Source organism: Gallaecimonas kandeliae, from assembly GCF_030450055.1.
Lineage (GTDB): Bacteria > Pseudomonadota > Gammaproteobacteria > Enterobacterales > Gallaecimonadaceae > Gallaecimonas > Gallaecimonas kandeliae.
The window spans coordinates 907477-931787 of the sequence record NZ_CP118480.1 but is presented as its reverse complement, the minus strand read 5'-3'; the positions used below and the strand labels follow the sequence as shown (position 1 = coordinate 931787).

The window sequence follows — 24311 nt, the reverse complement described above, 5'->3', positions numbered from 1 at the left end:
GCGGACACTATACTGGGTAGCTGGCCCATCCCCTTGGCGGCCATTTGGGAGAACCCTTGATGAAACTGTCACGCTTTGTTGCCACCACCGCCTTCGGCTGCCTGCCACTGCTGCCCCTGTTCGCCTTTGGCGCCGACAGCGGTGATGTCGGCCCCGTGAAGATGATCTCGGCCATGGAAGATGCCTTCGGCGTCCACCCCGGCCAGCGCCGCAACCACATCAAGGGCAGCTGCGCCCTGGGTGAATTCACAGGGTTGCCGGCCGGCGCCGCTTATTCCCGCTCCAAGCTGTTCAGCGGCGACACCATTCCCGTCACGGCCCGCTTCTCCGTCGGGGGTGGCAACCCGGCGGCCTCGGACGCCGCCAAGGGGGTCAGGGGCATGGCCCTGGAGTTCAAGCTGCCCGGCGGCGCCATCCAGCACATGACCATGATCAACATGCCTATCTTCGGCGCCGCCAAGCCCCAGACCTTCTACGACATGCTGGTGGCCCTGAAGCCGGATCCGGCCACCCACAAGCCCGACCCCGAGGCCATCAAGACCTTCGCGGCCAGTCACCCCGACTACCAGGCCATGGGGGACTACGCCAAGAGCCACAACCCGCCCCCCAGCTACGCCAACAGCCCCTACTACAGCCTCCACGCCTTCTGGTTCGTCAACAAGGACAACCACAAGACGCTGGTGCGCTGGCATTTCGAACCCCAGGACGGGGTCAAGTTCATGACCGACGAGCAGATGCAGAAGGCCCCGGCCGATTTCCTGGAAAAGGTGCTGATCGACCGCACCCACAAGGGGCCTGTGAAATGGGACCTGGTGGTGACCTTGGGCCAGGAAGGGGATCCGCAGAACGATCCCTCCAAGCCCTGGCCGGCTGATCGCAAAGAAGTGACCCTGGGCACCCTTGCCATCACTCAGGCCATGGCGCAGAAAGGCGCCGCCTGCGAGCCCATCAACTTCGACCCCATGGTGGTGGCCGACGGCATCGCAGTGACAGACGACCCCGTGCTGAGGGCCCGTTCGGCGGCCTATGCGGTGTCCTTCGGCAAGCGGCTGTCCGGCAACTGAGCAAGCGGCCCCAGGGCCGCTTTTTTCATCGCTGCTGCGGCGCTACACTGCCGCCACATCCCCGTTGAGGCCAGGCCATGACAGCACAAAGCGCCCTCTCCTTTTTCATCGCCATCTATATCTTCTGCCTGACCCCGGGGCCAGGGGTCTTCGCCATCTTGGGGCGGGCCCTGGCCAAGGGGGCCGGCGCCTGCCTCTGGCTGGGGCTCGGCATGATCCTCTCCGACATCCTCTACCTGCTGGCCGCCTGCTTTGGCCTGGCCGCCATTGCCAGCCACTTCAGTGGCCTCTTCCTGGGTATCCGCTTGGCCGGTGCCGCCTACCTGCTGTACCTGGCCTACCGGATGTGGACGGCAAAGCCGGCCCCGCCCGCCGACGGGCATCCGGGCCGGGGCGACGGCGCCTTCAGCTTCGTCCAGGGCATGCTGATCTCCCTGTCCAACCCCAAGGCGATCCTCTTCTACCTGGCCTTCCTGCCAAGCTTCATGGACCTGACGGCCCTGACCGGCCAGGATATCGCCCTGGTGGTGGCCCTGACCTTCACCGGCCTCTTCCTGGGAGTCTGGACTGTGGCCGGTTTTGCCGGCAGGGCCAGGCTCTTCTTCCGCTCCGAGCGGGCCATGCGCGGCCTTAACCGCGGCGCCGGCAGCCTGATGGCCGCCGCCGGCCTCTTCCTGGCCAGCCGCTGACAAAAAACGGCGCCCATGGCGCCGTTTCTTTTGCTGGGGTCTGGCCTCAGGCCACCATGGTGCTGACCAGGTAGCCGGTGTAGCCCAGGTAACAGGCCAGCAGCACCGCTCCCTCGACGCGGTTGATGCGGCTCTGGCGGCTGCCCATGACGAACAGCAGCACCGTCAACACCGCCATCAGCACCCAGTCCCGGTGCAGCACCAGCATGTCCACCGACATGGGCCTGATGGCGGCCGCTATGCCCACCACCGCCAGGGTATTGAAGAGATTGGAACCGATGACGTTGCCAAGGGCCAGGTCATGTTCGCCCTTGCGCACCGCCGCCAGGGAGCTGGCCAGCTCCGGCAACGAGGTACCCACCGCCACCACCGTCAGGCCGATCACCAGATCGCTGACCCCCAGTTGCTGGGCTATGGCGACGGCCCCCCAGACCAGTATCCGCGAGCTGACCACCAGCAGCACCAGCCCCAGCAGCAGCCAGAACAGGGCCCGGTTCAGGGGCATGGGATGGGTCTTGAGTTCGCTCCCCACTTCCTTGCTGAGGGCATCGCCACGCTGGCGCAGGCCCTGGTGGATGCTCCAGCCCATCAGCACGGCGAAGACCCCCAGCAGGATGGCGGCGTCCAGGCGCCCCAGCTTGCCGTCCAGCAGCAAGGCACCGGCCAGCAAGGTCACGCCCCCCAGCACCGGCAGCTCCTTCTTCAGCACCTGGGACTGCACCTGGATCGGGCTCAGCATGGCCACCAGCCCCAGGATCAGGGCGATATTGGTGATGTTGGAGCCGTAGGCGTTGCCCAGGGCCAGGTCGGGATTGCCGTTCAGGGCCGCCAGGGCCGAGACCACCATCTCAGGGGCCGAGGTGCCGAAGCCGATCACCACCATACCGATCAACAGCGGCGGCATGCCGGCGTGGCGGGCCGTGGCCGCGGCGCCGTCCACGAAGCGGTCGGCGCTCCAAACCAGCAGGGCCAGGCCCGCCAGCACGGCCAGAAGGGGTAACAACATCAATGGGACTCCTTGGAAACGAACGAATGGCCGGGGGCCAGGGACAATACCCGCTGCGGGAAGGGAATGGTGAGGCCCTCGGCTTCGATGGCCAGCTTGATGCGCTGGTTAAGGTCCCAGTAGGCGGGCCAGTAGTCCGCCACTTTGGCCCAGGCCCGCAGCTGCAGGTTGACGCTGCTCTCCCCCAGGGTCAGTACCATCACCTGGGGCGCAGGATCGCTCAGCAGCCTCGGCTCTTCGGCGGCCAGGCGAGCCAGCACCGCCAGGCCCTTCTCCAGGGGGTCGCCATAGGCGATGCCCACCACCAGATCCATGCGCCTCTTGCCGTTACGGCTGTAATTCTTGATGGGGGCTCCCCAGAGGCTGCCGTTGGGGGCGCTGACATAGAGGCCATCCCCGGTTTCCAGCACTGTGGTGAAGAGCCCCACTTCTTTCACTGTGCCGCTGAAGCTGCCGCATTCGATGAAGTCCCCCGCCTTGAAGGGCCTCAGGATCAGCAGCATGATGCCGGCGGCGATATTGCCGAGGGTGTCCTTGAGGGCCAGGCCCACCGCCAGGCCGGCGGCACCCAGCAGGGCGATGAGGCTGGAGGTGTTGAAGCCGAGGATATCGAGGATGATGACCAGCCCCACCAGGTAGAAACCGTAGCCCGCCAGGCTGGACAGCAGCGGCACCAGGGTGGCGTCCAACTTGTTGAGCTTCTGGTGGGCATGGCGTACCGATCTGCGGGCCCAGCCCGCCAGCACGGCAGTCGCCACCAGCACCAGCAGCACCAACAGCGCCTTGTAGGCCAGATCCAGGAAGAGCTCGGCATGGCTCTGCCAAAACGTTTTGACGGTTTCCATCCTCTTGTCGCCTTTTCCCCGCAATAAAGAGCCGGATCATAAAGGCAGCGGCGGGAAAAATCAGTACGGTAAAAGGAAAGCCAGGCTCGGGAAAAACTGACAACAGCCTGTCTTGGCCCGCAAAAGCGCAAGGCCCTTGTCGCGCCCAAGCCCCGAAGCGGGCTAACATGGTCAAGGTATCACCATTGAGGCCCGCCATGAGGTTATTGCTCCTCTCCCTGCTGCTCAGCGCCTGCGCCCAGGCCGCCGTCTTCCCCCTGCCCCCAAAGGACAGCGCCCTGCTGGGCCAACTGGTCAGCTACAAGGTGGAAAAGGGGGACTATTTCGAGGCCATAGCCCGCGACCGGGATCTCAGCCCCCTCAATCTCATAGAGGCCAACCCCGGCATAGATCCTCTGTTGCCGTCCCCCGGCTTGCTGCTGACCCTGCCCACCGCCATGCTGCTGCCAGACGCTCCCCGCCAAGGCATCGTCATCAACCTGGCCGAGCTGCGCCTCTATTATTTCGATACCGCCAACAAGCGGGTCTTCGTCTTCCCTGTGGGCATAGGCCGCATCGGCCTGGACAGCCCCCTGGGCCAGACGGCCGTGGTCAGCAAGCAGAAGGATCCGGTCTGGACCCCCACCAAAGGCACCCATGAGCGCCTTGCCGAGCAGGGCCAAAGCATTCCCGACAAGGTGCCGGCCGGCCCCGACAACCCCCTCGGCAAGTACGCCCTGCGCCTCGGCTTCAAAGGCGGCCAGTACCTCATTCACGGCACCAACCTGGACGTCGGCGTGGGCATGAGGGTCAGCGCCGGTTGCATCCGCCTGATGCCGGACAACATTGAGGAACTGTTCCAGATGGTGCCGGTGGGCACCCCGGTGCGCATCGTCAACCAGCCCGTCAAGACGGCCCTGGAGCCGGACGGCACCCTCTACCTGGAAGTGCACCAGCCCCTGACCCGGGGCGGTAGCGCCCCCGACCTGCTGCAACTCAGCCAGTCCCAGCAGAAGTGGCTGAGCGCCAACTTCGCCGACGAGGACAGGGTGCGCCAGGCCCTGCTGGCCAAGAGCGGCCTGCCCCTGGCCGTCGGCCAGAAACAACAAGGCGCCTCAGTACAGGCGCCTTGAACCGGGACCAGAAGAAAAGGCGCCGCTGGCGCCTTTTCTTATTTCTTGTAGTAGGTCGACGACATGTTGTCGATGCGCTGGTTGGCCCGCTTGGCCTCCATGTTGGCATTCTCGGCAGCCGACTTGGCATCCGCCACATCCTTTTTGATCATCGCCTGGTCTGAGGCCATCTGGTCTACCTTGCCGGAGAGCTGGTCTACCTTGTTGGACAGTGCCTGCACCTGGGACTCCAGGTTGCTGTTGGCACAGCCGGAAAGGGATGCAGCCGCAACGATGAGGGCCGCCAATGTCACAGTACGCTTCATATCCACTCCTTTTTTTTCCATAGGTGACAAACCTTTACTGCCAAGGATTGCACCCTGAAGTGTGGCATAAATTTTTTTTCCTGCTTGCCAAAGGGCGCTGGCCTCTGTCATCAAGAAAACGTCTAATAAAGAAAACCCGCTCAGGTGGCGGGTTTTCACAGGGTGGTTCAGCGTTCCAAGGGCCCGTAGTCGCGATCGCTTACCGGGCAGAAGGCTCGAAACTCTTCAGAGAAGTCGGGGCCTTCATCATCATGCCTGGGGTCGAGCAAGGCTTCGTTTTCTGTCTCGTTCGCCTGCAGCAGGCGGTCTCTGGGGTCGGTGGGTTGGCGCATCGTGACCTCCCTGTGATGATTGGTCATAAAGCTTTAGTTCATTTTTAAGGCAGCTGGCAAGGGGGGAAAAGTGGCGATGAAGCTAAGCCTTTCTTCGGCCTGGAGATCTTTTTTCCAGGGCCATATCCTTGCCGCTATGCAGCGATGTAGCCACCATTAATCCTGGCTTAACCTTGAAAGCTGAAGCTCAACACTCGTCAAAACAAGGACTTATCTAATGCGTAAAGTCTTCACCGGCCCGACCCTGGCAGCCTTGCTGGGATTGGTGCTGATCCTGGCCAGGTTGCTGGCCTTCCCCCTGCTTCCCGTCGACGAGACCCGCTACCTGTCGGTGGCCTGGGAGATGGCCCAGAACGGCAACTGGCTGGTGCCCCACCTGAACGGCGCCCCCTATCCCCACAAACCGCCGCTGATGTTTTGGTTGATCAACCTGGCCTGGCAACTGGGCATCAGCTCGGATTACCTCTCCCGCCTGGTAATGCCCCTGGTGGGCCTGCTCAACTTCTTCCTGCTCAGCGCCCTGGTGAAAGCGGCCTCCCCTCAGGACGAGGCCACGGCCAACAGGGCCCCCCTGGTGCTGCTGACCCTGTTGCCCTGGGCCCTGTTCCTGCCCCTGACCATGTTCGACATGACGGTGACCCTCTGCCTGCTGCTGGCCGTCTGGAGCATGCTCAAGAGCCGCCAGGACCGCCGCTGGCTGTGGCTGGCCGGCCTGGGTGTGGGCCTCGGCATGCTGGCCAAGGGCCCCGTGATGCTGCTCTACTGGTTGCCGTTGACCCTGGGTTACAAGTACTGGCAAGGCGAGGTGGGTAACAACAAGCGCTGGCTGGCCGACACCGGCCTGGCCACCCTGCTCGGCATCGCCGTGGTGCTGGCCTGGGCCGTCCCGGCCGCCATCCACGGTGGCGAGGCTTATGCCCAAGCCATCTTCTGGCGCCAGTCCGCAGGCCGCGTCGCCAACGCCTTCGCCCATACCAGGCCCTGGTACTGGTACCTGATGATGGTGCCGCTGCTGATGCTGCCCTGGACCCTGACCCGCTTCTGGAAAGGCTCATTTTCCGCCACGCCGCTGCAGCGCATGGCCCTCTGGGGCATGCTGCCGCAGCTGTTGCTGTTCAGCCTGGTCAGCTCCAAACAGATCCACTACCTGCTGCCCACCCTGCCCTTCCTGGCCATCTGGCTGGCCAGCAAATGGCCCCAGTTCCAGGCCAAGCGCCAGTGGGGCCAGGCCCTGCTGCTGCTGGCATTGACTGTGGCCCTGGCCATGCTGCCCGACATCGCCGCCAAGCAGTTCCCTGCCGCCCCCCTGCCGCAATGGGTCAGGGCCCTGGCGCTGGTGCCCCTGGCCTTTGCCTGGCTGATGCTGCGCCAGCCCAAGGATGCTGTGCTGATGCTGGCCTTCCCCCTGTCCATGCAGTTGCTGCTGTTGGCGGTGGCCCCGGCCATGCACCACTACTACGACCTGTCCCCCATAGCCCAGAAGGTCGCGGCGCTGCAGCAAGAAGGCCGGCCCCTGGGCTACCTCGGCAAGTACGCCAACCAGTTCCGCTTCCTTGGCCGTGGCAGCGCTGATCTCACCGACCTGCACGGCGCGGACGCCATCCGCGACTGGGCCCAAGGCCATCCCAACGGTGCGCTGGTGGTGGTGGTAAGGCACCTGAGCCCGCAGGTTCGGGCTGTCGCCATCGCCAGCACCCCCTACCGCAAGCGCTACTATGTGCTGCTGCCCAGCAGCCAGTGGCAACTGCTGACGGACCAACCGGAAGACGTCGACGAGTAAAAAAGGCCGCCCTCGGGGCGGCCTTTTTCATGGGCCTTGTTCAGGCGGCGATGGCCGCTATCTGGGCCTCGGCCTTGGCCAGGGCCTCGGCGTCCATCAGCTGCTTGTCGGCGCCGATGAAGGTCACGTCGGTAATGCCGATGAAGCCCAGCACATGGCGCACGAAGCCGGAGGCGAAGTCGATGTCGCTGAACATGGGGGTGCCGCCGGAGGTGACGATGACATAGGCCTTCTTGCCGGTCAGCAGTCCTTCGGGGCCCCGCTCCGTGAAACGGAAGGTCTCGCGGGCCCGGGCTATCTGGTCGACCCAGGCCTTGAAGGCGGCCGGCACCCCGAAGTTGTAGATGGGCACCGCCAGCACCAGCACGTCGGCGTCGCGCACCTCGCCGACCAGGGCGTCTGACTGGGCCAGTACCCCCTGCTGCTGGGGGCTGCGCTCGGCCTTGTCGGTGAAGTTGGCCTCGATCCAGGCGTCGCTGATGAAGCTGATCCCCTGGCTGAGGTCGCGGTTGACCACCTTGAGTTGCTGGCCCTGGCCCAGCCTGTCGATCAGCTGATCGCTGAGCTGGCGGCCGGTGGAGCCTTTGACACGCATGCTGGCGTCGATACGCAGGATGTTGAGCTTGGACATGACGTTTACCTCTGTTGGTCAGGCGCCGAAGCCGCCGTCGATGCTGTGCTGGGCACCTGTGATGTAACCGGCCTCGGGGCCGGCCAGGAAGGCCACGAAGGCCGCAATTTCGTCGCCGCGGCCATGGCGCTTGATGGCCATGAAGCTGTGCATCAACTCCGCGAAGGGGCCTTCGGCCGGGTTCATCTCGGTGTCGACGGGGCCGGGCTGGACGTTGTTGACGGTGATGCCGCGCGCCCCCAGGTCCCGGGCCAGGCCGCGGACCATGCCCTGGACGGCGGACTTGGTGAGGGCATAGGCGGCGGCGCCGGCCATGGGCATGCGGTCGCCGTTGACCGAGCCTATGACGATGATGCGGCCCCCTTCGGGCATCTGCCTGGCCGCCGCCACAGCGGCGTGGTAAGGGGCGCGGACGTTGATGTCGATCATCCTGTCCACCTGGTCGGCATCCAGTTCCAGGGGGTCGCCCATCACCAGGGTGCCGGCGCTGATCACCAGTATGTCCAGGGGCCCCTGGGCGGCGATGAAGGCACTCAGGCTGTCGCGGTCGCTGTTGTCCACCCGGCTGGCCTGGGTGCCGGTAGCGGCGGCCAGGCTGTTGGCGGCGTCGACAGAGCCGGCATAGGTGAAGTGGGTGTCGGCGCCCTCGGCGGCCAGGCGGGTCACTATGGCGGCGCCTATGCCGCGACTACCGCCCAGTACCAGGGCTTTCTTTCCGGTCAGATTGGCCATGATTGGCTCCTTAGCTGCGAGGTTGAAAATCCACGAGCCCAGGCTATTCCAACGCAAAACCGGGAAAAACAGCCTAAAATTCAAATCATATTTCTGATAATCAGAAAGATTGAAAAAAGAGAAGTCCATGAACCAGTTGGAGCAGATCCGCATCTTCGTGGAACTGGTCAAGGCCGGCAGCGCCACCCAGGCCGCCCGGCAGTTGAACCTGGCCACCTCGGCGGTGAGCCGCCGCCTCAAGGAGCTGGAGGCCAGGCTCGGCACCGAGCTGCTGCACCGCACCACCCGCAGCATGACCCTCACCGACGACGGCCGCGCCTACTATGAGCGCTGCGTGCGGATCCTCGAGGATCTGGACGAGGCGGAGCGGGAGCTGGGCAGCCGCTCGGGGGAGCTGAGCGGCCGCCTGCGCATCACCACCCCCTGGAGCTTCGGGGTCTCGCACCTGGTGCCGGCCATCACCGAATTCATGTACCTGCATCCCAGGGTGGAGATCGACCTGGACATGAACGACCGCAAGGTCGACCTGGTGGCGGAAGGCTTCGACCTGGCCATCCGCATCGGCGAGCTGGAAGACTCCAGCCTGGTGGCCCGCAAGCTGGCGCCGGTCAGCCACGTGGTGGCCGCAGCGCCGGACTATTTCCAGCGCCACGGCCGGCCCCAAAGTCCGCAAGAGCTGGCCGGCCACCAGGGGCTCTGCTACGCCAACCTCAAGGCCCCTGGCCAGTGGCTCTATTTCGACGATCAGGGCCGGCGCCAGAGCGTCAAGGTGCCCATCAGGTTCAGGGCCAGCAACGGCGACGCCCTGCGCCACGCCGCCATCGCCGGCCTGGGAGTGCTCTGTGAGCCCAGCTTCATCACCTACCAGGCCATACGCCAGGGGCTGCTGGAACCGGTGCTGACCCAATATCGCTGGTACCAGATGGGGATCTACGCCCTCTACCCCGGCACCCGCCACCTCTCTCCCAGGGTCAGGGGCTTCATCGACTTCCTGGGCAAGCGCTTCGGCGACCACCCGGAGTGGGAGGCGGCGCTGGATCCCTTCAGGGCCTGACCCCTTTGGCTAAAGGCCCTTCTCCTGGCTAGGCTCTAAGGACCCTGGCCCGGTGGCAGGAGAAGCGCCCTTGCCAAGCCCCCATACCCCCACAGCCGATACAGCCCCGCCGCCCTGGAGCCAGCCGGCGCCAAGCGTGCTGGCCGGCCTGGGGGTCAACCCCCGCCAGGGCCTGGACCGCCAGGAGGCGCGGCGACGGCTGCGCCGATTCGGCCCCAACCGGCTGCGCCCGCCGCGCCACCGCAGCGCCTGGCAGGTGCTGCTGGCCCAGTTCAAGAGCCTGATGATGCTGCTGCTGGCGCTGGCGGCGCTGCTGGCCTTTGGCCTCGGCCAAACCGTGGACGGTGCCGCCATACTGGCGGTGCTGGGGCTCAACGTCGCCATCGGCTTCACGGTGGAGCTGCGCGGGGTGCGCTCCATGGAAGCCCTCTACCGCCTGACCCGGCTCAAGGTCAGGGTGCGCCGGGGCGGCCACGTCAAGCAAATCGCCACTGAGCAGCTGGTGCCGGGGGATCTGGTGCTGCTGGAAGGTGGCGACAAGGTCGGCGCCGACCTGCGGCTGCTGGAGGCGGCCAATCTCCAGGTCGACGAGTCGGCCCTGACCGGCGAATCCCTGCCCGTTACCAAGGGGATCGAGCCTGTCCCTGCCGACAGCCCCCTGGCCGAGCGCAGCACCATGCTCTACAGCGGCACCCACCTGGTCCAGGGTAGTGGCGAGGCGGTGGTGGTGGCCACGGGCCTGGCCACGGAGCTGGGCCGGATCGCCACCCTGGTCACCCAGATCCCGGACAAGGCTACGCCCCTGGAGCAAAAACTGGCCTTATTGGGCCAGAAACTCATCTGGCTGACCCTGGCCCTGGCCGCCCTGCTGGCCCTGGCCGGCATTTGGGTGGGCAGGGAGCCGGTGGCCATGCTGAAGATCGCCATAGCCCTGGCGGTAGCGGCGGTACCGGAAGGGCTGCCGGTGGTGGCGACCATAGCCCTGGCCAGGGGCATGTGGCGCATGGCCAGGCAGAACGCCCTGATCAACAGGCTGGCGGCGGTGGAAACCCTGGGCGCCACGGCCGTGATCTGCACCGACAAGACCGGCACCCTCACCGAGAACCGCCTCAGCCTGGCCAGGTTGCTGCTGGCATCGGGAGAACAAGCGGAGCTGGCCGAGGCGGGCTTCGAAGGCACTGGCCAAGACTCCCCCCAGTTGCGCCAAGCCCTGGAGCTGGCAGTGCTCTGCAACAACGCCAGCCTGGATGAAGGCGGCCTCGGCGATCCCCTGGAAGTGGCATTGCTGGCCGCCGGCCGCCAGGCCGGGCTGGAAAGGGAGGCCCTGCTGCGCCGCTGGCCCGAACTGCGGGAAGAGGCTTTCAGCACCGACAGCCGCATGATGGCCAGCTTCCACCAAGGGCCGGACGGCATCAGGGTGGCGGTCAAGGGCGCACCCGAGGCGGTGCTGGCAGCCTGCGCCTTTGAGGGAAGCGGGGACCAGGCTGAGCCCATGGTGGACGCCAGGCGCCAACACTGGCTGGCCCAGAACCAGCGGCTGGCAAAACAGGGGTTGAGGGTGCTGGCCCTGGCGGAAGGCCGCGCCGCCAACATCGAGGCCGAACCCTACCAGGGGCTCAGCCTGCTGGCCCTGGTAGGGCTGATGGACCCACCTCGCCAGGACGTGGCCCTGGCCCTGGCCCAATGCCGGGCCGCCGGGATCCGGGTGGTGATGGTCACGGGCGACCAGGCCGCCACCGCCGCTCATGTGGCCAGGCAGCTGGGGCTCGACGGTGATCAGCCCTTGGTGGTGGCCCAGGGCAAGGCGCTGCGCCCGCTGGACGAGATGAGCGAGCCAGACAAGGTGGCGGCCCTGGCCACTTCCGTCTTTGCCCGGGTCGAACCGGCCCAGAAGCTCAGGCTGGTGGCCCTGCACCAAGAGGCGGGCGCCGTGGTGGCCATGACCGGCGACGGGGTCAATGACGCCCCGGCCCTGAAACAGGCCGATATCGGCATCGCCATGGGCCAAAGGGGCACCCAGGTGGCCAGGGAGGCGGCCGCCATGGTGCTCAAGGACGACGCCTTCGCCACCCTGGTGCTGGCGGTGCGCCAGGGCCGCATCATCTTCGACAATATCCGCAGCTTCGTGCTCTATCTGCTGTCCTGCAACATCAGCGAACTGATGGTGGTGGCCCTGGCCACACTGGCGGACGCCCCCTTGCCGCTGCTGCCGCTGCAGATCCTCTACCTCAACCTGGTCACGGACGTTTTCCCCGCCCTGGCCCTGGGAGTGGGGCCTGGGGCGCCGGGGGTCATGGAGAGGCCGCCCAGGCCAAGGGCGGAGGCGGTCATCGACGGCCGCCACTGGCTGGCCATCCTCGGCTATGGCAGCAGCATCACCTTTGCCGTGCTGGGGGCCTTCGCTCTGGCTCTGGGCCCGCTGGCGCTGGCGCCGGCCGCCGCCGTGACCATCGCCTTCCTGACCCTGGCCCTGGCCCAGCTCTGGCATCTCTTCAACATGCGCCAGCCCGGCAGCAGTTGGCGCCACAACGCCATAGTCCGCAATCCCTATGCCTGGGCCGCCCTGGCCCTGTGCCTGGTGCTGCTGTGGCTGGCCCTCTACCTGCCCCCCCTGGCCGCTTTGCTGCACCTCGAGCCCCCCGGCCTCACCGGCTGGGCCCTGGTGTTGTCGGCCTCCCTGCTGCCGTTGCTGCTGGGCCAGTCGCTCAAAGCCCTTAACTTGACTCAGCGCAAACACCCCTGATCCCAAGGGGCTATCCTGATGGGGTAGCCAAACAATGGAGAGACCAGGCATGAAACGATTTTCCAAGGCACTGCTGTGCTGCGCCCTGCTGGCCACCGGGGCCCTCGCCAACGAAGAACAGGGCAAGGCGCCGGCCAAGGACGAGAGCGGCCAGCAGCAAGTGGTGGCCATGCAGCAACAGTTCCAGCAGATGCAGCAGCTGATGATGCAGATCCATCAGTCCCAGGATCCGGCCCAGCACCAGGCGCTGATGATGCAGCACATGGCCGCCATGCAGCACGGCATGCAGATGATGGGCGGCATGGGCATGATGGGTGGCCAAGGCATGATGCAAGGCAACAGCAAGATGGGCGGCCAAGGCATGATGCAAGGCAACGGCATGATGGGCGGCCAGGGCATGATGCAGGGCAGCGGCATGATGGGCGGCCAGGGCATGATGCAGGGCGGCAAGGCCCAGGGCCAAGGCCAGATGAACATGGAGCAGCAACTGGCCCAGATGCAGCAGCACATGGCCCTGATGCAGGCCATGATGGCCCAGATGCTCCAGCACAGCGCCGAGCAAGCCAAAGACAAGGATAAGAAGTAAGGAGGCCCCATGAGCGATCTGGAGCACAGGCCCGGCGTCCGGGAACTGAACCTGGTGGTTCGCCACCTCAAGCTGGACGCACCCGACGCCCAGAAGGTGGCTCAGGCCATGGCGGAGATAGATCCCCTGCTGGGCATGGACGGGGTGTCCTTCGACGACAGGGCCCAGGTGCTGAGCCTGGCCTATGACGCCACCCGCCTCGACCTCGACAAACTGGAGGCCCTGCTGAAAGAGCACGGCCTCACCGTCAGCCACGACTGGTGGACCCACCTCAAGGAAAGCTACTACCGCTTCGTGGACCAGAACATCAAGGACAACGACCAGCACGATCCCTGGAGTTGCCACTAAGCCTCCCCCCTAGGGGAGGCTCCCCCCCAATTCCGCCACCACCAGCGCCACGAAGACCCTGAGCCTGGGCAGCTGGCGCAGGTCCTGGTGGTAGCCCAGCCAGAGGTCGCGGCTGGGTGGCGCCTCGGCCACCGCCAGGCGTTTGAGGCCGGGCAGGCGCTCGGCCAGCAGCACCGGCAGCACGGCCAGGCCTATGCCGGCGGCGCAGAGCCTGGCCTGGGCCTCGCGGCTGTTGCTGGCAAAGGCGACCCTGGCGCCGGGGAACTGCCGCTCAAGCCAGAGCACATCCGGCAGCTCGCGAAACTGGCTGTCCATGGTCACCAGCCGCAGTTTGGCCGGCTCTGCCAGCAGGGCCTCGTCGAAGTCCGCCGCCCCATAGAGGCCGTACTCCATGGTCAAGAGCCGCCGCTGGGCTATGTCCGGCTCCTCGAAGGCCTTGATACGGAACACCAGATCCGCCTCCCGCCGCGCCAGGCTCAGCAGCCGGCTCTCGGTGACCAGCTCTATGCTGACCTCGGGATGCTGGGCGATGAAGCGCTCGGCCAGGGCCGACAGCACATGAACCCCGAACCAGTCAGAGGAAGAGATCCTCAGGGTGCCACTCAGCTGGGCCTGGCCTTCCAGGGTGCGCTGCAAGGCGTGGGATTCGGCCTCCATGCGCCTGGCGTGGGGCAGCAGGGCCGCGCCCTCGTCGGTCAGCACGAACCCCTCAGGGGTGCGCTGGAACAGCTTGTGGCCCAGGCCCGCTTCCAGGGCGCTGATGCGCCTGCCCATGGTCGGCTGGGTCACCCCCACCTTGGCGGCGGCGGCCGTCAGTTGACCGGTCTCGGCCACGGCCAGGAAAAAGCGGATGTCGTCCCAATCCATGCCAAAGCCTCATTCAAAATTGCATGAAGAGAATAGAATTTAGTTGATTTTAATTCTTATTTGAATGGCAAAGACTGTCTTTGAAGTCACTTGAGGAGACAGCACCATGTCCAAGCACAGCATGTTCCAACTGCAGGTCGAAACCGCCCAGGGCCCCTTCAACAGGGTCGAAAGGCCCATCCCTACCCCCGCCAAGGGAGAAGTTCTGGTCAGGATCGCCGCCAGCGGCGTCAACCCCCTGGACGCCAAGATCCGCGCAGGCGCCGCCGCCCACGCCCGCCATCCCTTCCCCGCCGTACTGGGGCTGGACATGGCCGGGGAAGTGGTCGCGTTGGGAGCAGGGGTCAGCGGCTTCGCCGTCGGTGACAGGGTCTACGGCCTGACCGGCGGTGTCGGCGGCATCCCGGGCTCACTGGCCCAATATGCCGCCGTCGACGCCCGGCTGCTGGCCAGGGCCCCCGCCAGCCTCAGCCTGCGCGAAGCGGCCGCCATGCCGCTGGTGGTGATCACCGCCTGGGAAGGCCTGGTGGACAGGGCCAGGGTCAGCGCCGGCCAGAAGGTGCTGGTCCAGGGCGGCGCCGGTGGCGTCGGCCAGGTGGCCATCCAACTGGCCAGGGCCTTCGGTGCCGAGGCCTTTGCCACGGGCCGCGCCGGCCAGGCCGCCTTCATCGAGGGCCTGGGTGCCACCGCCATCGATTTCGAGAAAATCCCGGTCGAAGAGATGGTCGCCCGCCACACTGACAGCGAAGGCTTCGACATCGTCTACAACAGCATCGGCGGCCCGGCCCTGGACGACGCCTTCCAGGCGGTGCGGACCTACAGCGGCCAGGTGGTGAGCAGCCTCGGCTGGGGCAGCCACAGCCTGGCGCCGCTTTCCTTCAGGGGCGCCAGCTACTCGGGGGTCTTCACCTTGCTGCCGCTGCTGAGCGGCAAGGGCCGGGAACATCACGGCCAGATCCTGGCCCAGGCCGCCCGCCTGGTGGACGCAGGCCTCTTGAAAGTGCACCTGGACCCACGCCGCTTCAACCTGGACCAGGCCGAGGAGGCCCACTTGCTGCTTACCGGCGGCCAGGCCCAGGGCAAGCTGGTGGTGGATATCCTTTGAACCGGCCAGCGCCCATAAAAAAGCGGCCCTACTGGGCCGCTTGTCTTTTTAAGCTCATTTCAATCCACCTTCGGGAAATCCAGGACAGTGTCGTTGACCCTGTTGATCATGTTGGTGAAGAGGATGGCGCTGACGGCGCTGATGGCCTCCACCACCTGGCCGTCGCCGTAGCCTTGGGCGCGCAAGGCCTCGAGGCCCGCCACCGGCAGGGTGCCGCTGCTTTGTACCAGGGTGCGGGCGAAGCGGACCAGGGCGTCCAGCTTGGCGTCTTCTTCATAGCGGCCGCTGCGCAGCGCCCGGGTCTGCTCGGCGCTGTAGCCGGCCATCTTGCCCATCAGGGTGTGGGCGGCGACACAATAGTCGCAGCCGGTGGCCTCGCTGACGGCCAGGTTGATGGCTTCCAGCTCGCGGGCGCTGAGGCTGCCCTTCTTGAGGGCCGCGTTATGGGCCAGGGCCTGGGCCAGCACGGCGGGCGCGTTGCTGCCGATGGTGGCGTAGGCGTTGGGCACCTTGCCGGCGGCCTTCTTGATGGCGGCGAAGAGGTCGGCGGTTTGGCCTGTGGCCTGCTCAGGGGCCAGGGTATGCAGTCGGCTCATGATCTACTCCTGTTGGGTATGGGTATCGCCCCTTTGGCGATGGCTCCATACTAGGGAGCACTGGCCTCGGCCTCTGCGCCGCGGCGTCTCGGTTTTTTGCTCCAGCGTCTCAAGGACAAAATGGACAGCCTCAGTCAGCTCATCGGCCTGCTGGCCCCCAAAGGCCAGGTGGATCTGCACTGCCGCTTCAGCGGCAGCTGGCAGTCCGATCATCCCCAGGCCCCCAAGGGCCATCTCCCCTACCACCTTATCCTGGCCGGCCAGGCCAAGCTGCTGGCCGAAGGCCGGGAATGGCAACTGGCCGCCGGCGATGTATTGCTGCTTCCCCAAGGCTCGCCCCACCTGCTCAAGGGCCTGCGGCAAGGAGACCGGCCAGCCCCTCAGCACCGCCGCCACAACGGCGCCGTCACCGAACTGGTGCGGGCGGGAGAAGGAGAAGCCCTGGAGATGCTCTGCGGCGAATTCCAGGTCGGCGCCCCGGGCGCCCTGCTGCTGGCCAGTATGCCGGCGCTGGTGCAGGTGCGGACGGCCCAAAGGGACGACTGTGCCGAGCTCAAGGCGTTGGTGGCCATGCTGGCCAGGGAAAGCCTGGACGGCCAGCCCGGCGCCCAGGCCATCATCCGCGAGCTCTCCGCCACCCTCTTGACCCTGCTGCTCAGGGCCCTGCTGACCCAGCAGGCGCCGCCGCCCGGCCTGCTGAACCTGATGGCCGACCAACGATTGGCCCCGGCCGTGGCCGCCGTACTGGCCGAGCCTCAGGGCAACTGGACCCTGGAGGCCATGGCCGCCGCCTGCCACTTGTCCCGGGCCAGCTTCGCCCGCCACTTCGGCCAGTGCTACCAGCTCACACCCCAGGAATGGCTGACCCAGCTGCGCATGGCCCTGGCCGCCCGCCTGCTGCGGGAAAGCCCCCAGGGCCTGCTGCGGGTGGCCGAGCAATGCGGCTACCTGTCCCAGGCCGCCTTCAGCCGCGCCTTCAAGGCCCACCACGGCCAAACCCCTGGCCAGTTCCGGCGCCACATTGGCTAGGGCGTCTCCCAGAGACCCGCCAAGCGCAAGGCAGCTTCCATCCCCCCACAGGCTGCCCAAAGCAAAGGGCCCCTGGCTTGCCAGGGGCCCTTTTTTCATCCCGGGTTCTTGGCCCTGTGCTCCGTGGTGGTCAGGCCCGCGTAACCCCAGTTGTCGGTGTCGATTTCCTCTATGGTGATGTGGGTCAGCTCCGGCGGCTTGTCCAGCACCCGCTGCATGGTGTCGGTGATCTCCCTGATCACCTGGGCTTTTTGCTCCCGGGTCACGCCGGTGCGGGTGATCCGTACGTTGATGTAAGGCATGGCAATGCTCCTTAAGGGGTGACCCTTACCAGTGGCCGGCGGACTGGCCGCCGTCGACGTGCAGTATCTCGCCGGTGACGAAGGCCGAACGCTCGAGGAAGAGCACGGCGTCGACGATGTCCTGGACTTCCCCCATGCGGCCCAGGGGATGCAGGCCGGCCAGGGCCTGGTGGCTTTCCACTGGGTGCATGGGGGTCTTGATGATGCCGGGGGAGACGGCATTCACCCTGATGTTGCGGCCCGCGTACTCGATGGCCAGGGAGCGGGTGGCGGCGTTGAGGCCGCCCTTGGTCAGGGACGCCAGCACGCTGGGCACGCCGTTGATGGGCTGGTCCACCAGGCTGGTGGTGATCTGCACCAGATGGCCGCCGCCCTGCTGCTCCATCCGGGCTATGGCGGCCTGGCTGAGGTGGAAGAAGCCCGCCAGGTTGGTGGCGATGTTGTGCTGCCAGTCCTCCAGGTTGAACTGGGTGAAGTGCTTGGCGGTGAAGACGCCGGCGTTGTTCACCAGGGTGTCGATGCGGCCGAAGCGCTCCAGGCCTTCGCTGATGATGCGGCGGGCCGTGGCGGGGTCGGCGATGTCGCCTGCCACAGTGGCGACGCCCGGGTCGTCGGACGGCTGGATGTTTCGGGAGCTGGCCACGACCCTGAAACCCGCCTGGCGGTAGGCCTGGACCAGTCCGGCCCCTATGCCCTGGGAGGCACCGGTGATGATGGCGACTTTGGCTACGTTGTTCATGTGGAACTCCTGCTGTACTGCTGAGCAGCGGTAAGGCCCGCTGTACCCGGGCCCCTCGGCGAGGCCCTGCCGGTCAGGAGTGCTCCCATCCGGTTGGAAGCCACTATATTTTTTACCAAAGCTCTGAAAAACTGGCCACCAGGCACTTCTATTGATACATGGCGTAACAAATGAAGCGACAATTCGACGATGTGCAACTGGGCAGCCTGGAGCTGTTCTGCCTGGCCGCCGAGCTCGGCAGCTTTACCGCCGCCGCCCAGGAAGCGGGGGTGACACCGGCGGCGGTGAGCCGCACCATCTCCAGGCTGGAAGAGCGGCTGGGGGTCAGGCTCTTCACCCGCAGCACCCGCCACATCCGCCTCACCGAAGGGGGCCAGGGTTACCACCAGCAGTGCCGCCAGGCCCTGGCCCAACTGGTGGAGGCGGAGCGGGAGCTGACCGGCCGCCAGCAGCAGCCGGCCGGCACCTTGCGCATCAGCCTGCCCACCACCTACGGCCACCACCGCATCTTGCCGCTGCTGCCCCAATTCCGGGCCCGCTATCCCCAGGTCGAGGTGGATATCCACCTCTCCAACCGCAACATCGACTTCGTCAGCGAAGGCTTCGACCTGGCGATCCGGGTGCGGGCCCAGCCCGACTCGACCCTGGTCGCCCGCCACCTCGAAGACGCGGCCCTGGTGGTGGTGGCCACCCCGGGCTACCTGGAAAAGGCCGGGGTGCCGTTGCAGTTGGCGGACCTGGCCCAGCACCAATGCATCCAGTTCGAGCTGCCCAGCAGCGGCCGGCGCATCTCCTGGCTGTTCAAGGAGCAAGGCGAGGAGCGGGAGATCTTTACCCAGGGCGGCTACTGCTGCTCGGACGACGTGCTGGGCGGCGTCACCCTGGCCCGGCACGGCGCCGGCCTCTTCCAGACCTACAGCTTCATCGTCGAACAGGCCCTGGCCGACGGCAGCCTGGTGGAGGTGTTGGAGCCCTTCAGGGGGCGGTCGCGCCCCTACAGCCTGCTCTACCCCCAGAACCGCCACATGCCGCTGCGGCTGCGGGCCTTCATCGACTTCCTGATGGAACAGCGGGGCCACTGGGGCCAGGGGTGAGCAGGCCTTGATGCCTCGGCAAACCGGCGGTGGATATCAGTTGAGCCGGCAAGTGCCCATGAAAAGCGGCCCATCGGGGCCGCTCTTTCTGTCGGCTCATTAACTCCACCGTGGAAAATCCAGGCCAGTGTCGTTGACCCTGCCGAGCATAATGGCCCTTCAGGCCGGGCGGGTGGCGATCTCCAGCTCCCCCAGCCAGCGCATGGCCTGATCGCGGTTGTCACCGCACATCTCTTGCGAGGGCTTGAGGCCGGCGCAGAAGGCGGGCCTGTCGGGGTGGCCGAAGATGTTGCAGCGAAAGTCCTCGGCCAGGTGGATGCACCTGACGTTGGCCGGCTTGCCGTTTGGCATACCGGGGATGGGGCTGGTGATGGAAGGGGCTATGCAGCAGGCCCCGCAATGGTCACGACAATTCATGGGGTAGTTTCGCGGCGGCCAGAAAGGTGCGCTATTGTGGCGCAAATGCCGGCGGGGATCATCCGCCATTATCCGGCCAGGCCCCAGCGCCAAGGCCGTTCGCCTCTAGGCTGCCTGAGGCCGGTCTTTTTGCTTAGAATGGGGCATCAGCCCAGATCCGAGATCCCCATGACCCAGCCCTATCCCGGCTTGACCTTCGAGCCCACCCAGTCCCTCACTCCCGCCGCCGAACGCCAGGCGCTGCTGGAAAACCCGGCCTTCGGCAAGGTGCTGACCGACCACATGGTGACCATCCACCACAGCGCCGAGCAGGGCTGGCACGGCGCCAGGCTGGCGGCCCGCCAGGACTTCAACTTCGCCCCCAGCACCACTGTGCTGCACTATGGCCTGGAGATCTTCGAAGGCCTCAAGGCCTACCGCCAGGCCGGCGGCGGCGTCGCCCTCTTCCGCCCGCAGGCCAACGCCCGCCGCTTTGCCCACTCGGCCAGGCGCCTGGCCATGCCGCCGCTGCCCGAAGCGCTGTTCGTCGAGTCGGTCAAGGCCCTGGCCCACCTGGACCAGGACTGGATCCCAAGCACCGATGCCGCCTCCCTCTACCTGCGCCCCTTCATGATCGCCACCGACCAGACCCTGGCCCTCAAGCCCGCCGGCGACTGCCTCTACAGCGTCATCGCCTCCCCGGTCGGCCCTTATTTCCAGGGCAGCGGCGCCGTCTCCCTCTGGGTGTCGGACAACTACAGCCGCGCCGCCCCCGGCGGCACCGGCGACGCCAAGTGCGGCGGCAACTACGCCGCCGCCATGCTGGCCCAGTTGGAGGCAAGCGCCCAGGGCTGCGACCAGGTGGTCTTCCTCGACGCCGTCGAGCGCCGCTGGGTCGAAGAGCTGGGCGGCATGAACGTCTTCTTCGTCTTCGACGACGGCAGCCTCCAGACCCCGCCCCTGTCCGGCACCATCCTCGCCGGCATCACCCGCGACTCCATCATCCAACTGGCCAGGAGCCAGGGCCTGACAGTGCGCGAGGAGCGTTACGACATCGGCCAGTGGCAGGCGGACGCCCAAAGCGGCCGCCTGGTGGAGGCCTTCGCCTGCGGCACCGCCGCCGTGGTCACCCCCATAGGCCAGGTACGCGGCAACCGCTTTGATTTTGCCATCGGCAATGGCGGCGCCGGCGAAGTGACGGCCATGCTCAAAGGGGCGCTGCTGGATATCCAGTACGGCCGTGCCGAGGATCCCTTCGGGTGGCGGGTGGTGATCTGAGTAGGGAAAGGAAAAGCGCTGCCGAGGCAGCGCTTTTTTGTGTGTGAAGTCGGGAGAGGGGGACGGGGGTTAACCGGTTTGCCGGGAGCAAACCGGAACAGCCGCAGGCGGGCCCCGAGCGCAGCGAGTGGGTGAGGCGAAAGGACGCGCCGAATAAATCCCCCCGGCTCGGCCTTTTTGTTGGTTCGCTGTCGCCAGTGGGTGGATTTCCCCCCCCCCCCCGTAGAGGGTTCACAAAATGGCAGGACAGCTATCCCCGGCTTGCCCTCTCTACATTAGCCCTCCAGCATTTTACGGGGAGCAGTCATATCGAGTAGCCTTTGACCGCTAGGAAGCAACTTACTCAAGGATGAACCATGACCCCAAAACATAGGCCATTGCCAGCCCCTGAACGCCCCCAAGACCCAACGCCTCTGGAGTTGGCCATTTATAACTACGAGGTAGCTTGCGCTAAGTACCACAACGGCAAAACTGCGATGTTGAGCCAGCAGGCCTCGAAAGAGGAGCGCCAGAAGCTCTACGCTGCCCAGGAAAAGGACTGGCAGCATCTACAGCGACGCAAGGCAGCACTAGCTACCCATGCGCAGCTTCAAGGCGAGCTTGAGACTTACCGGACCGAGAACAGACTCAAGGACCCCTTTGAACTTCAGGACGAGCCCCATCACCCGACCCAAAGGCTCACCCGCCACCTCTACGCAATAGGGGAAGTCAAACCCAGTCCCAAACACGCAGCCCACCACATCATCATGGGCAAGGGCCGTTACAGGGCTGGCCAAATGGCCCGAGCCCGTCTTAACCTTCACCTCTTTGGTGTTGGTATCAATGACCCCATCAATGGCGTCTGGTTGGCCAATAACAGAAAAGGTTCTGAGCAGTGGCGGGTAACAGAGTCGTCGACAGAGAAACCCAGGCATTGGGCAACCCCCGAGTCTCCCGTTCACCTCTCCATGCATGGTGCCAACTACGAGACCTGGATCACCGTTAACCTGGGCCAGCCGAACATGCAGGAAAGGAGCTTCATGGTCCGTCTGCAAGATATAAAGCGTCAGTTACGCTTCGGTGGTTATCCGAAGATGATTGAAGAACCGCAAGACCCGAACTGGAAGGGCGACCAATGATGTACCGAGTGAAGGATGACGCCGACCGTTACCTGATCGCCGAGATCGGCCCTACAGAGCTACGGGAAGTCTACAAAACCTTTCCCAACGTGAAGCGGATACTGGATCAGCCTGACACCAACGAGCCGTTGAAAGACGTCTGGCAACCTCTGGACTTCCCCATGGCTGACGCCTCTCAGGCACAGAAGGCAACAACGACGCCAGACATTGCCCTTTGGCAGTCGGGCCTTGTATTGACGCCCAAAGCCCTGGACTGTCTCCATCCGCACCTTGCGCCATTCGGAGAGTTCCTTGATGCCACTACTGGCGGTCAGCCAATGGTGTTGTTTAACTGCCTGACCTTCGGTAAAGAAGACTTGAGCCAGACCATCACCGAATATATCGACGGTGTGGCTGTCGGCTTGGAGCATTTGGCTTTCGACGAGCAGGACGTTGAGGCCAAGCTGGTCTTTAAATCAAAGATGCAGCACGGCCAGTTCCTGTTCTGCGGTGAAGAGTTCAAGGCGTTGTGTGAGCGGAATGAATTGAAGGGGCTGAGGTTCGACAGCGACCTGCTCAGCGTCTTCTGAAGATTGATCTGGCCGAGTTCGAGCAGACGGCTTGTGCAAGGAACACTATGCCTCAATCCCCACTTCCCAAAAAGGCAGTAGAAACGGCATACGCAAAGGCCTCCTGATGGAGGCCGAGCAGGGGGGACTTATTCGGCGCTTCCCTGCGCCTCCCCCCTCGCTTCGCTCGGGACTGGCCATTGGAGCACATGAAAATATGGGCCGCCAGCTGTGCCAAACGGGGGAAACCTCCCTCCATGGAATATCCAAAACCAGTAGCGGCTTTACTCAAAGATTTATGAAAGTTCAGAATCTAGTAGGCCTGACTAGCAGAAAAAACGGGGCATCTATCGACACCCCATTCTGCCATTCCTAATCCAGTTTTCCGGCAAACTTCTCAGCATATTCTCGTACCATGGGTGAGGCAGCATGCTGCGCCATATCATCCAGCAATGGCTTGTATCCTTTGTCACCGGAGACGCCAAGCACTCGGCAGGCCCAGGCGTAAAAGTCTGACTGGCCCCCATAACGGAAATGGTCAGAGCGAGCTTCGGTATCCAATATATGACTCAGCTGAGCCAGCAGATAGGCATTCTTACCGTAGTCCTTGTAGATCGTTTTGACCGCAAAGTCCCTTAGGTCGCCGTCACCGGAACGCAGCATGTTGGACAGCTGATTAGCTCGCCAGTCGAGTGAGGGATCCATGGTGGAGACATCGTGGATGGCCTTGGCCATCACAACACGTTCCGTCATAGTCCTCTGATACTTGAGAGCATATTTTTTTAGCTTCTCATCCTTAGTAAGATTGGCCACATCCACCACAGTACTCCGGTATTGCTCCAAGCCAGAGTAAGCCAGCGCCTTAGTCGCCCAGATAGCCTCTTTGACCATCTCAGGGTCCGTGCCCAGGTAGTTGTCCAGCACTTGCTTTTGCACCCTATCGTAAAGTTCCTTGCTGTAGAACCAGGTACCCAGAAGGGCTTTGTCGGTGTCGATGCGTTTATCCCGGTCGCCGCTTGCCAGGGCTTGGAGGTAAGGTTGAACAACAGTTGAGGGGATATAGTCTTTGGAGGCTAGTCCGACAGGCTTGCTTTCAACAATGGGTGGCTTCTCGGTATAGCGACGCTTGGCAATAATGGCTTCTTCGTTCAAGCCCTTGGTCTTGAATGAAAAAGCATCAGATACGAACTGGCGATCATCCTCTGTAGCTTCAATCAGGGAGTTCACCGTTGCGCTTAGATAGGCATATTGCAGCTTTTGGTCGTCATCCAGCATCCCACCTAGGGCGACTCCCTTTACCCTGTCAAAAACAGGGCTTTCATGAAAATAAAGCACCTCATCTCCCAGATAATTGGTAATAGTCAGCCTCATGTTGGGCTCACGCAGCTTATCCGTTGGAAACGGGGTGCCATCGCCGACAAAATGCCTGACGTAATCGACAAAGATGTCCAAATCGACAACATTCACATCGTTCTTGTCAGCCAGCAGGCCCTTGTCACGCAGTTTTTTGATCAGCTGAGTCTGCACCAGCACCTTAGCCTTGCCTGGCTGGAGCAGGTTTTTACCCAGATCGGAGTCTGATGTAGCCATGTCCATAGCAAAGTGCCGGATATGGTATTTAACAGCGATATCACTATGAGGATAGGTGGGTGCAGTTTCGTGACTGGCACAGCCGGACAGCAAGCCTGCGGCCAGTAGAATGAGAGAGGATATCCTTGACATGAGTCATTCCATTTAGGGTTACAACAGATGAATCGCTACCGATGATCGAGACATTTCCCAAAGGTCTCGGCAGCTGTTTTAATACTCTACTGGTTTCAGCGACATTTATCGGATCTATCCTTAATTTCAGCAGCAGAAATTCCGTTAAACCCACATTGAAAAATCACTAGATGGCGACCTCATCTAGAACTTACTGTTGGAATTAGCGCTGAGCGTTTTTTGATCACATTTAGCCTATACATCCCCAGAATTGCGTATCGCATGTGGGAGACGGATAAACAAGATAGCCT

The 24311-nt window shown here is 64.3% G+C and carries 26 protein-coding genes; 14 read left to right on the top strand and 12 right to left on the bottom strand.

Going from position 1 to position 24311, the window contains the following annotated elements; translation table 11 throughout:
- Window positions 1-59: 59 nt before the first annotated feature.
- Window positions 60-1064 carry a catalase family peroxidase gene (locus tag PVT67_RS04455; RefSeq protein ID WP_301498238.1) on the top strand — a complete coding sequence of 335 codons (1005 nt, stop codon included), beginning with the start codon at window positions 60-62 and terminating at the stop codon, window positions 1062-1064.
- A gap of 77 nt (window positions 1065-1141) precedes the next feature.
- Complete coding sequence (locus PVT67_RS04450) at window positions 1142-1753, top strand: LysE family translocator (RefSeq protein ID WP_301498236.1); 612 nt, start codon at window positions 1142-1144, stop codon at window positions 1751-1753.
- Window positions 1754-1799: 46 nt separating this feature from the next.
- Here PVT67_RS04450 and PVT67_RS04445 read toward each other — a convergent pair whose 3' ends face one another.
- Both PVT67_RS04445 and PVT67_RS04440 read right to left on the bottom strand, forming a co-directional pair.
- Window positions 1800-2759, bottom strand: a complete 960-nt coding sequence (locus tag PVT67_RS04445) for a calcium/sodium antiporter (protein WP_301498234.1) — start codon at window positions 2757-2759, stop codon at window positions 1800-1802.
- A complete protein-coding gene (locus PVT67_RS04440; RefSeq protein ID WP_301498232.1) occupies window positions 2759-3604 on the bottom strand; it encodes a mechanosensitive ion channel family protein in 846 nt (281 codons plus the stop codon). The genes PVT67_RS04445 and PVT67_RS04440 overlap by 1 nt, the downstream gene beginning before the upstream one ends.
- Before the next feature lie 197 nt (window positions 3605-3801).
- Between PVT67_RS04440 and PVT67_RS04435 the strand changes: the two genes are divergently transcribed.
- Window positions 3802-4716 carry a L,D-transpeptidase family protein gene (locus PVT67_RS04435; protein WP_301498230.1) on the top strand — a complete coding sequence of 305 codons (915 nt, stop codon included), beginning with the start codon at window positions 3802-3804 and terminating at the stop codon, window positions 4714-4716.
- 38 nt (window positions 4717-4754) lie between these two features.
- Here PVT67_RS04435 and PVT67_RS04430 read toward each other — a convergent pair whose 3' ends face one another.
- Together PVT67_RS04430 and PVT67_RS04425 are read right to left on the bottom strand one after the other, a co-directional pair.
- The gene (locus PVT67_RS04430) at window positions 4755-5021 is read right to left on the bottom strand and encodes an Lpp/OprI family alanine-zipper lipoprotein (protein WP_301498229.1); all 267 of its coding nucleotides are present in this window, start codon (window positions 5019-5021) and stop codon (window positions 4755-4757) included.
- 167 nt (window positions 5022-5188) lie between these two features.
- Window positions 5189-5353 (bottom strand): hypothetical protein, encoded by a 165-nt coding sequence (locus PVT67_RS04425; RefSeq protein WP_301498226.1) that lies wholly within the window; start codon window positions 5351-5353, stop codon window positions 5189-5191.
- A 217-nt stretch (window positions 5354-5570) separates the two neighbouring features.
- On the opposite strand from PVT67_RS04425, the gene PVT67_RS04420 reads away from it, so the two are divergent.
- Complete coding sequence (locus tag PVT67_RS04420) at window positions 5571-7133, top strand: ArnT family glycosyltransferase (protein ID WP_301498224.1); 1563 nt, start codon at window positions 5571-5573, stop codon at window positions 7131-7133.
- Window positions 7134-7173: 40 nt separating this feature from the next.
- Here the strand turns inward: PVT67_RS04420 and PVT67_RS04415 are convergent, their stop codons facing one another.
- Window positions 7174-7764: an FMN-dependent NADH-azoreductase gene (locus PVT67_RS04415; protein ID WP_301498222.1), complete on the bottom strand. Its 591-nt coding sequence runs from the start codon at window positions 7762-7764 to the stop codon at window positions 7174-7176.
- Window positions 7765-7782: 18 nt separating this feature from the next.
- Window positions 7783-8496: an SDR family oxidoreductase gene (gene bdcA, locus PVT67_RS04410; protein WP_301498220.1), complete on the bottom strand. Its 714-nt coding sequence runs from the start codon at window positions 8494-8496 to the stop codon at window positions 7783-7785.
- Window positions 8497-8623: 127 nt separating this feature from the next.
- Between bdcA and PVT67_RS04405 the strand changes: the two genes are divergently transcribed.
- The 4 genes from PVT67_RS04405 (at window position 8624) to PVT67_RS04390 (ending at window position 13227) form a co-directional block, all read left to right on the top strand.
- On the top strand, window positions 8624-9550 hold the full coding sequence (locus PVT67_RS04405) for a LysR family transcriptional regulator (RefSeq protein WP_301498218.1): 927 nt from the start codon (window positions 8624-8626) through the stop codon (window positions 9548-9550).
- Window positions 9551-9620: 70 nt separating this feature from the next.
- Window positions 9621-12293: a cation-translocating P-type ATPase gene (locus PVT67_RS04400; protein WP_301498216.1), complete on the top strand. Its 2673-nt coding sequence runs from the start codon at window positions 9621-9623 to the stop codon at window positions 12291-12293.
- 49 nt (window positions 12294-12342) lie between these two features.
- A complete protein-coding gene (locus PVT67_RS04395; RefSeq protein ID WP_301498215.1) occupies window positions 12343-12879 on the top strand; it encodes a hypothetical protein in 537 nt (178 codons plus the stop codon).
- A gap of 9 nt (window positions 12880-12888) precedes the next feature.
- Window positions 12889-13227, top strand: coding sequence for a cation transporter (locus tag PVT67_RS04390; RefSeq protein WP_301498213.1), 339 nt, complete (start codon window positions 12889-12891; stop codon window positions 13225-13227).
- A gap of 9 nt (window positions 13228-13236) precedes the next feature.
- Here PVT67_RS04390 and PVT67_RS04385 read toward each other — a convergent pair whose 3' ends face one another.
- Entirely contained in the window at window positions 13237-14094 is an 858-nt protein-coding gene (locus PVT67_RS04385) for a LysR family transcriptional regulator (protein ID WP_301498212.1), read from the bottom strand.
- Between the two features lie 106 nt (window positions 14095-14200).
- Between PVT67_RS04385 and PVT67_RS04380 the strand changes: the two genes are divergently transcribed.
- Window positions 14201-15199, top strand: coding sequence for a zinc-dependent alcohol dehydrogenase family protein (locus PVT67_RS04380; protein ID WP_301498210.1), 999 nt, complete (start codon window positions 14201-14203; stop codon window positions 15197-15199).
- Between the two features lie 59 nt (window positions 15200-15258).
- Here the strand turns inward: PVT67_RS04380 and PVT67_RS04375 are convergent, their stop codons facing one another.
- On the bottom strand, window positions 15259-15795 hold the full coding sequence (locus tag PVT67_RS04375) for a carboxymuconolactone decarboxylase family protein (RefSeq protein WP_301498205.1): 537 nt from the start codon (window positions 15793-15795) through the stop codon (window positions 15259-15261).
- Between the two features lie 120 nt (window positions 15796-15915).
- Here PVT67_RS04375 and PVT67_RS04370 point away from each other — a divergent pair, with 120 nt between their 5' ends.
- Window positions 15916-16824: an AraC family transcriptional regulator gene (locus PVT67_RS04370; RefSeq protein WP_301498203.1), complete on the top strand. Its 909-nt coding sequence runs from the start codon at window positions 15916-15918 to the stop codon at window positions 16822-16824.
- A gap of 95 nt (window positions 16825-16919) precedes the next feature.
- Here the strand turns inward: PVT67_RS04370 and PVT67_RS04365 are convergent, their stop codons facing one another.
- Entirely contained in the window at window positions 16920-17126 is a 207-nt protein-coding gene (locus PVT67_RS04365; RefSeq protein WP_301498201.1) for a tautomerase family protein, read from the bottom strand.
- Window positions 17127-17151: 25 nt separating this feature from the next.
- A complete protein-coding gene (locus tag PVT67_RS04360) occupies window positions 17152-17865 on the bottom strand; it encodes an SDR family NAD(P)-dependent oxidoreductase (protein ID WP_301498199.1) in 714 nt (237 codons plus the stop codon).
- A gap of 170 nt (window positions 17866-18035) precedes the next feature.
- On the opposite strand from PVT67_RS04360, the gene PVT67_RS04355 reads away from it, so the two are divergent.
- Window positions 18036-18959 (top strand): LysR family transcriptional regulator, encoded by a 924-nt coding sequence (locus PVT67_RS04355; protein ID WP_301498197.1) that lies wholly within the window; start codon window positions 18036-18038, stop codon window positions 18957-18959.
- 159 nt (window positions 18960-19118) lie between these two features.
- Here the strand turns inward: PVT67_RS04355 and PVT67_RS04350 are convergent, their stop codons facing one another.
- Window positions 19119-19376 carry a YkgJ family cysteine cluster protein gene (locus PVT67_RS04350; protein WP_301498194.1) on the bottom strand — a complete coding sequence of 86 codons (258 nt, stop codon included), beginning with the start codon at window positions 19374-19376 and terminating at the stop codon, window positions 19119-19121.
- Between the two features lie 168 nt (window positions 19377-19544).
- On the opposite strand from PVT67_RS04350, the gene PVT67_RS04345 reads away from it, so the two are divergent.
- The 3 genes from PVT67_RS04345 (at window position 19545) to PVT67_RS04335 (ending at window position 22320) form a co-directional block, all read left to right on the top strand.
- Window positions 19545-20633, top strand: a complete 1089-nt coding sequence (locus tag PVT67_RS04345) for a branched-chain amino acid aminotransferase (protein ID WP_301498192.1) — start codon at window positions 19545-19547, stop codon at window positions 20631-20633.
- A 356-nt stretch (window positions 20634-20989) separates the two neighbouring features.
- Entirely contained in the window at window positions 20990-21751 is a 762-nt protein-coding gene (locus PVT67_RS04340) for an AHH domain-containing protein (RefSeq protein ID WP_301498189.1), read from the top strand.
- The gene (locus PVT67_RS04335) at window positions 21748-22320 is read left to right on the top strand and encodes a hypothetical protein (protein ID WP_301498184.1); all 573 of its coding nucleotides are present in this window, start codon (window positions 21748-21750) and stop codon (window positions 22318-22320) included. The genes PVT67_RS04340 and PVT67_RS04335 overlap by 4 nt, the downstream gene beginning before the upstream one ends.
- A 351-nt stretch (window positions 22321-22671) precedes the next feature.
- On the opposite strand, the gene PVT67_RS04330 is transcribed toward PVT67_RS04335, so the two are convergent.
- Complete coding sequence (locus tag PVT67_RS04330) at window positions 22672-24021, bottom strand: hypothetical protein (protein ID WP_301498182.1); 1350 nt, start codon at window positions 24019-24021, stop codon at window positions 22672-22674.
- Between the last annotated feature and the right edge of the window lie 290 nt (window positions 24022-24311).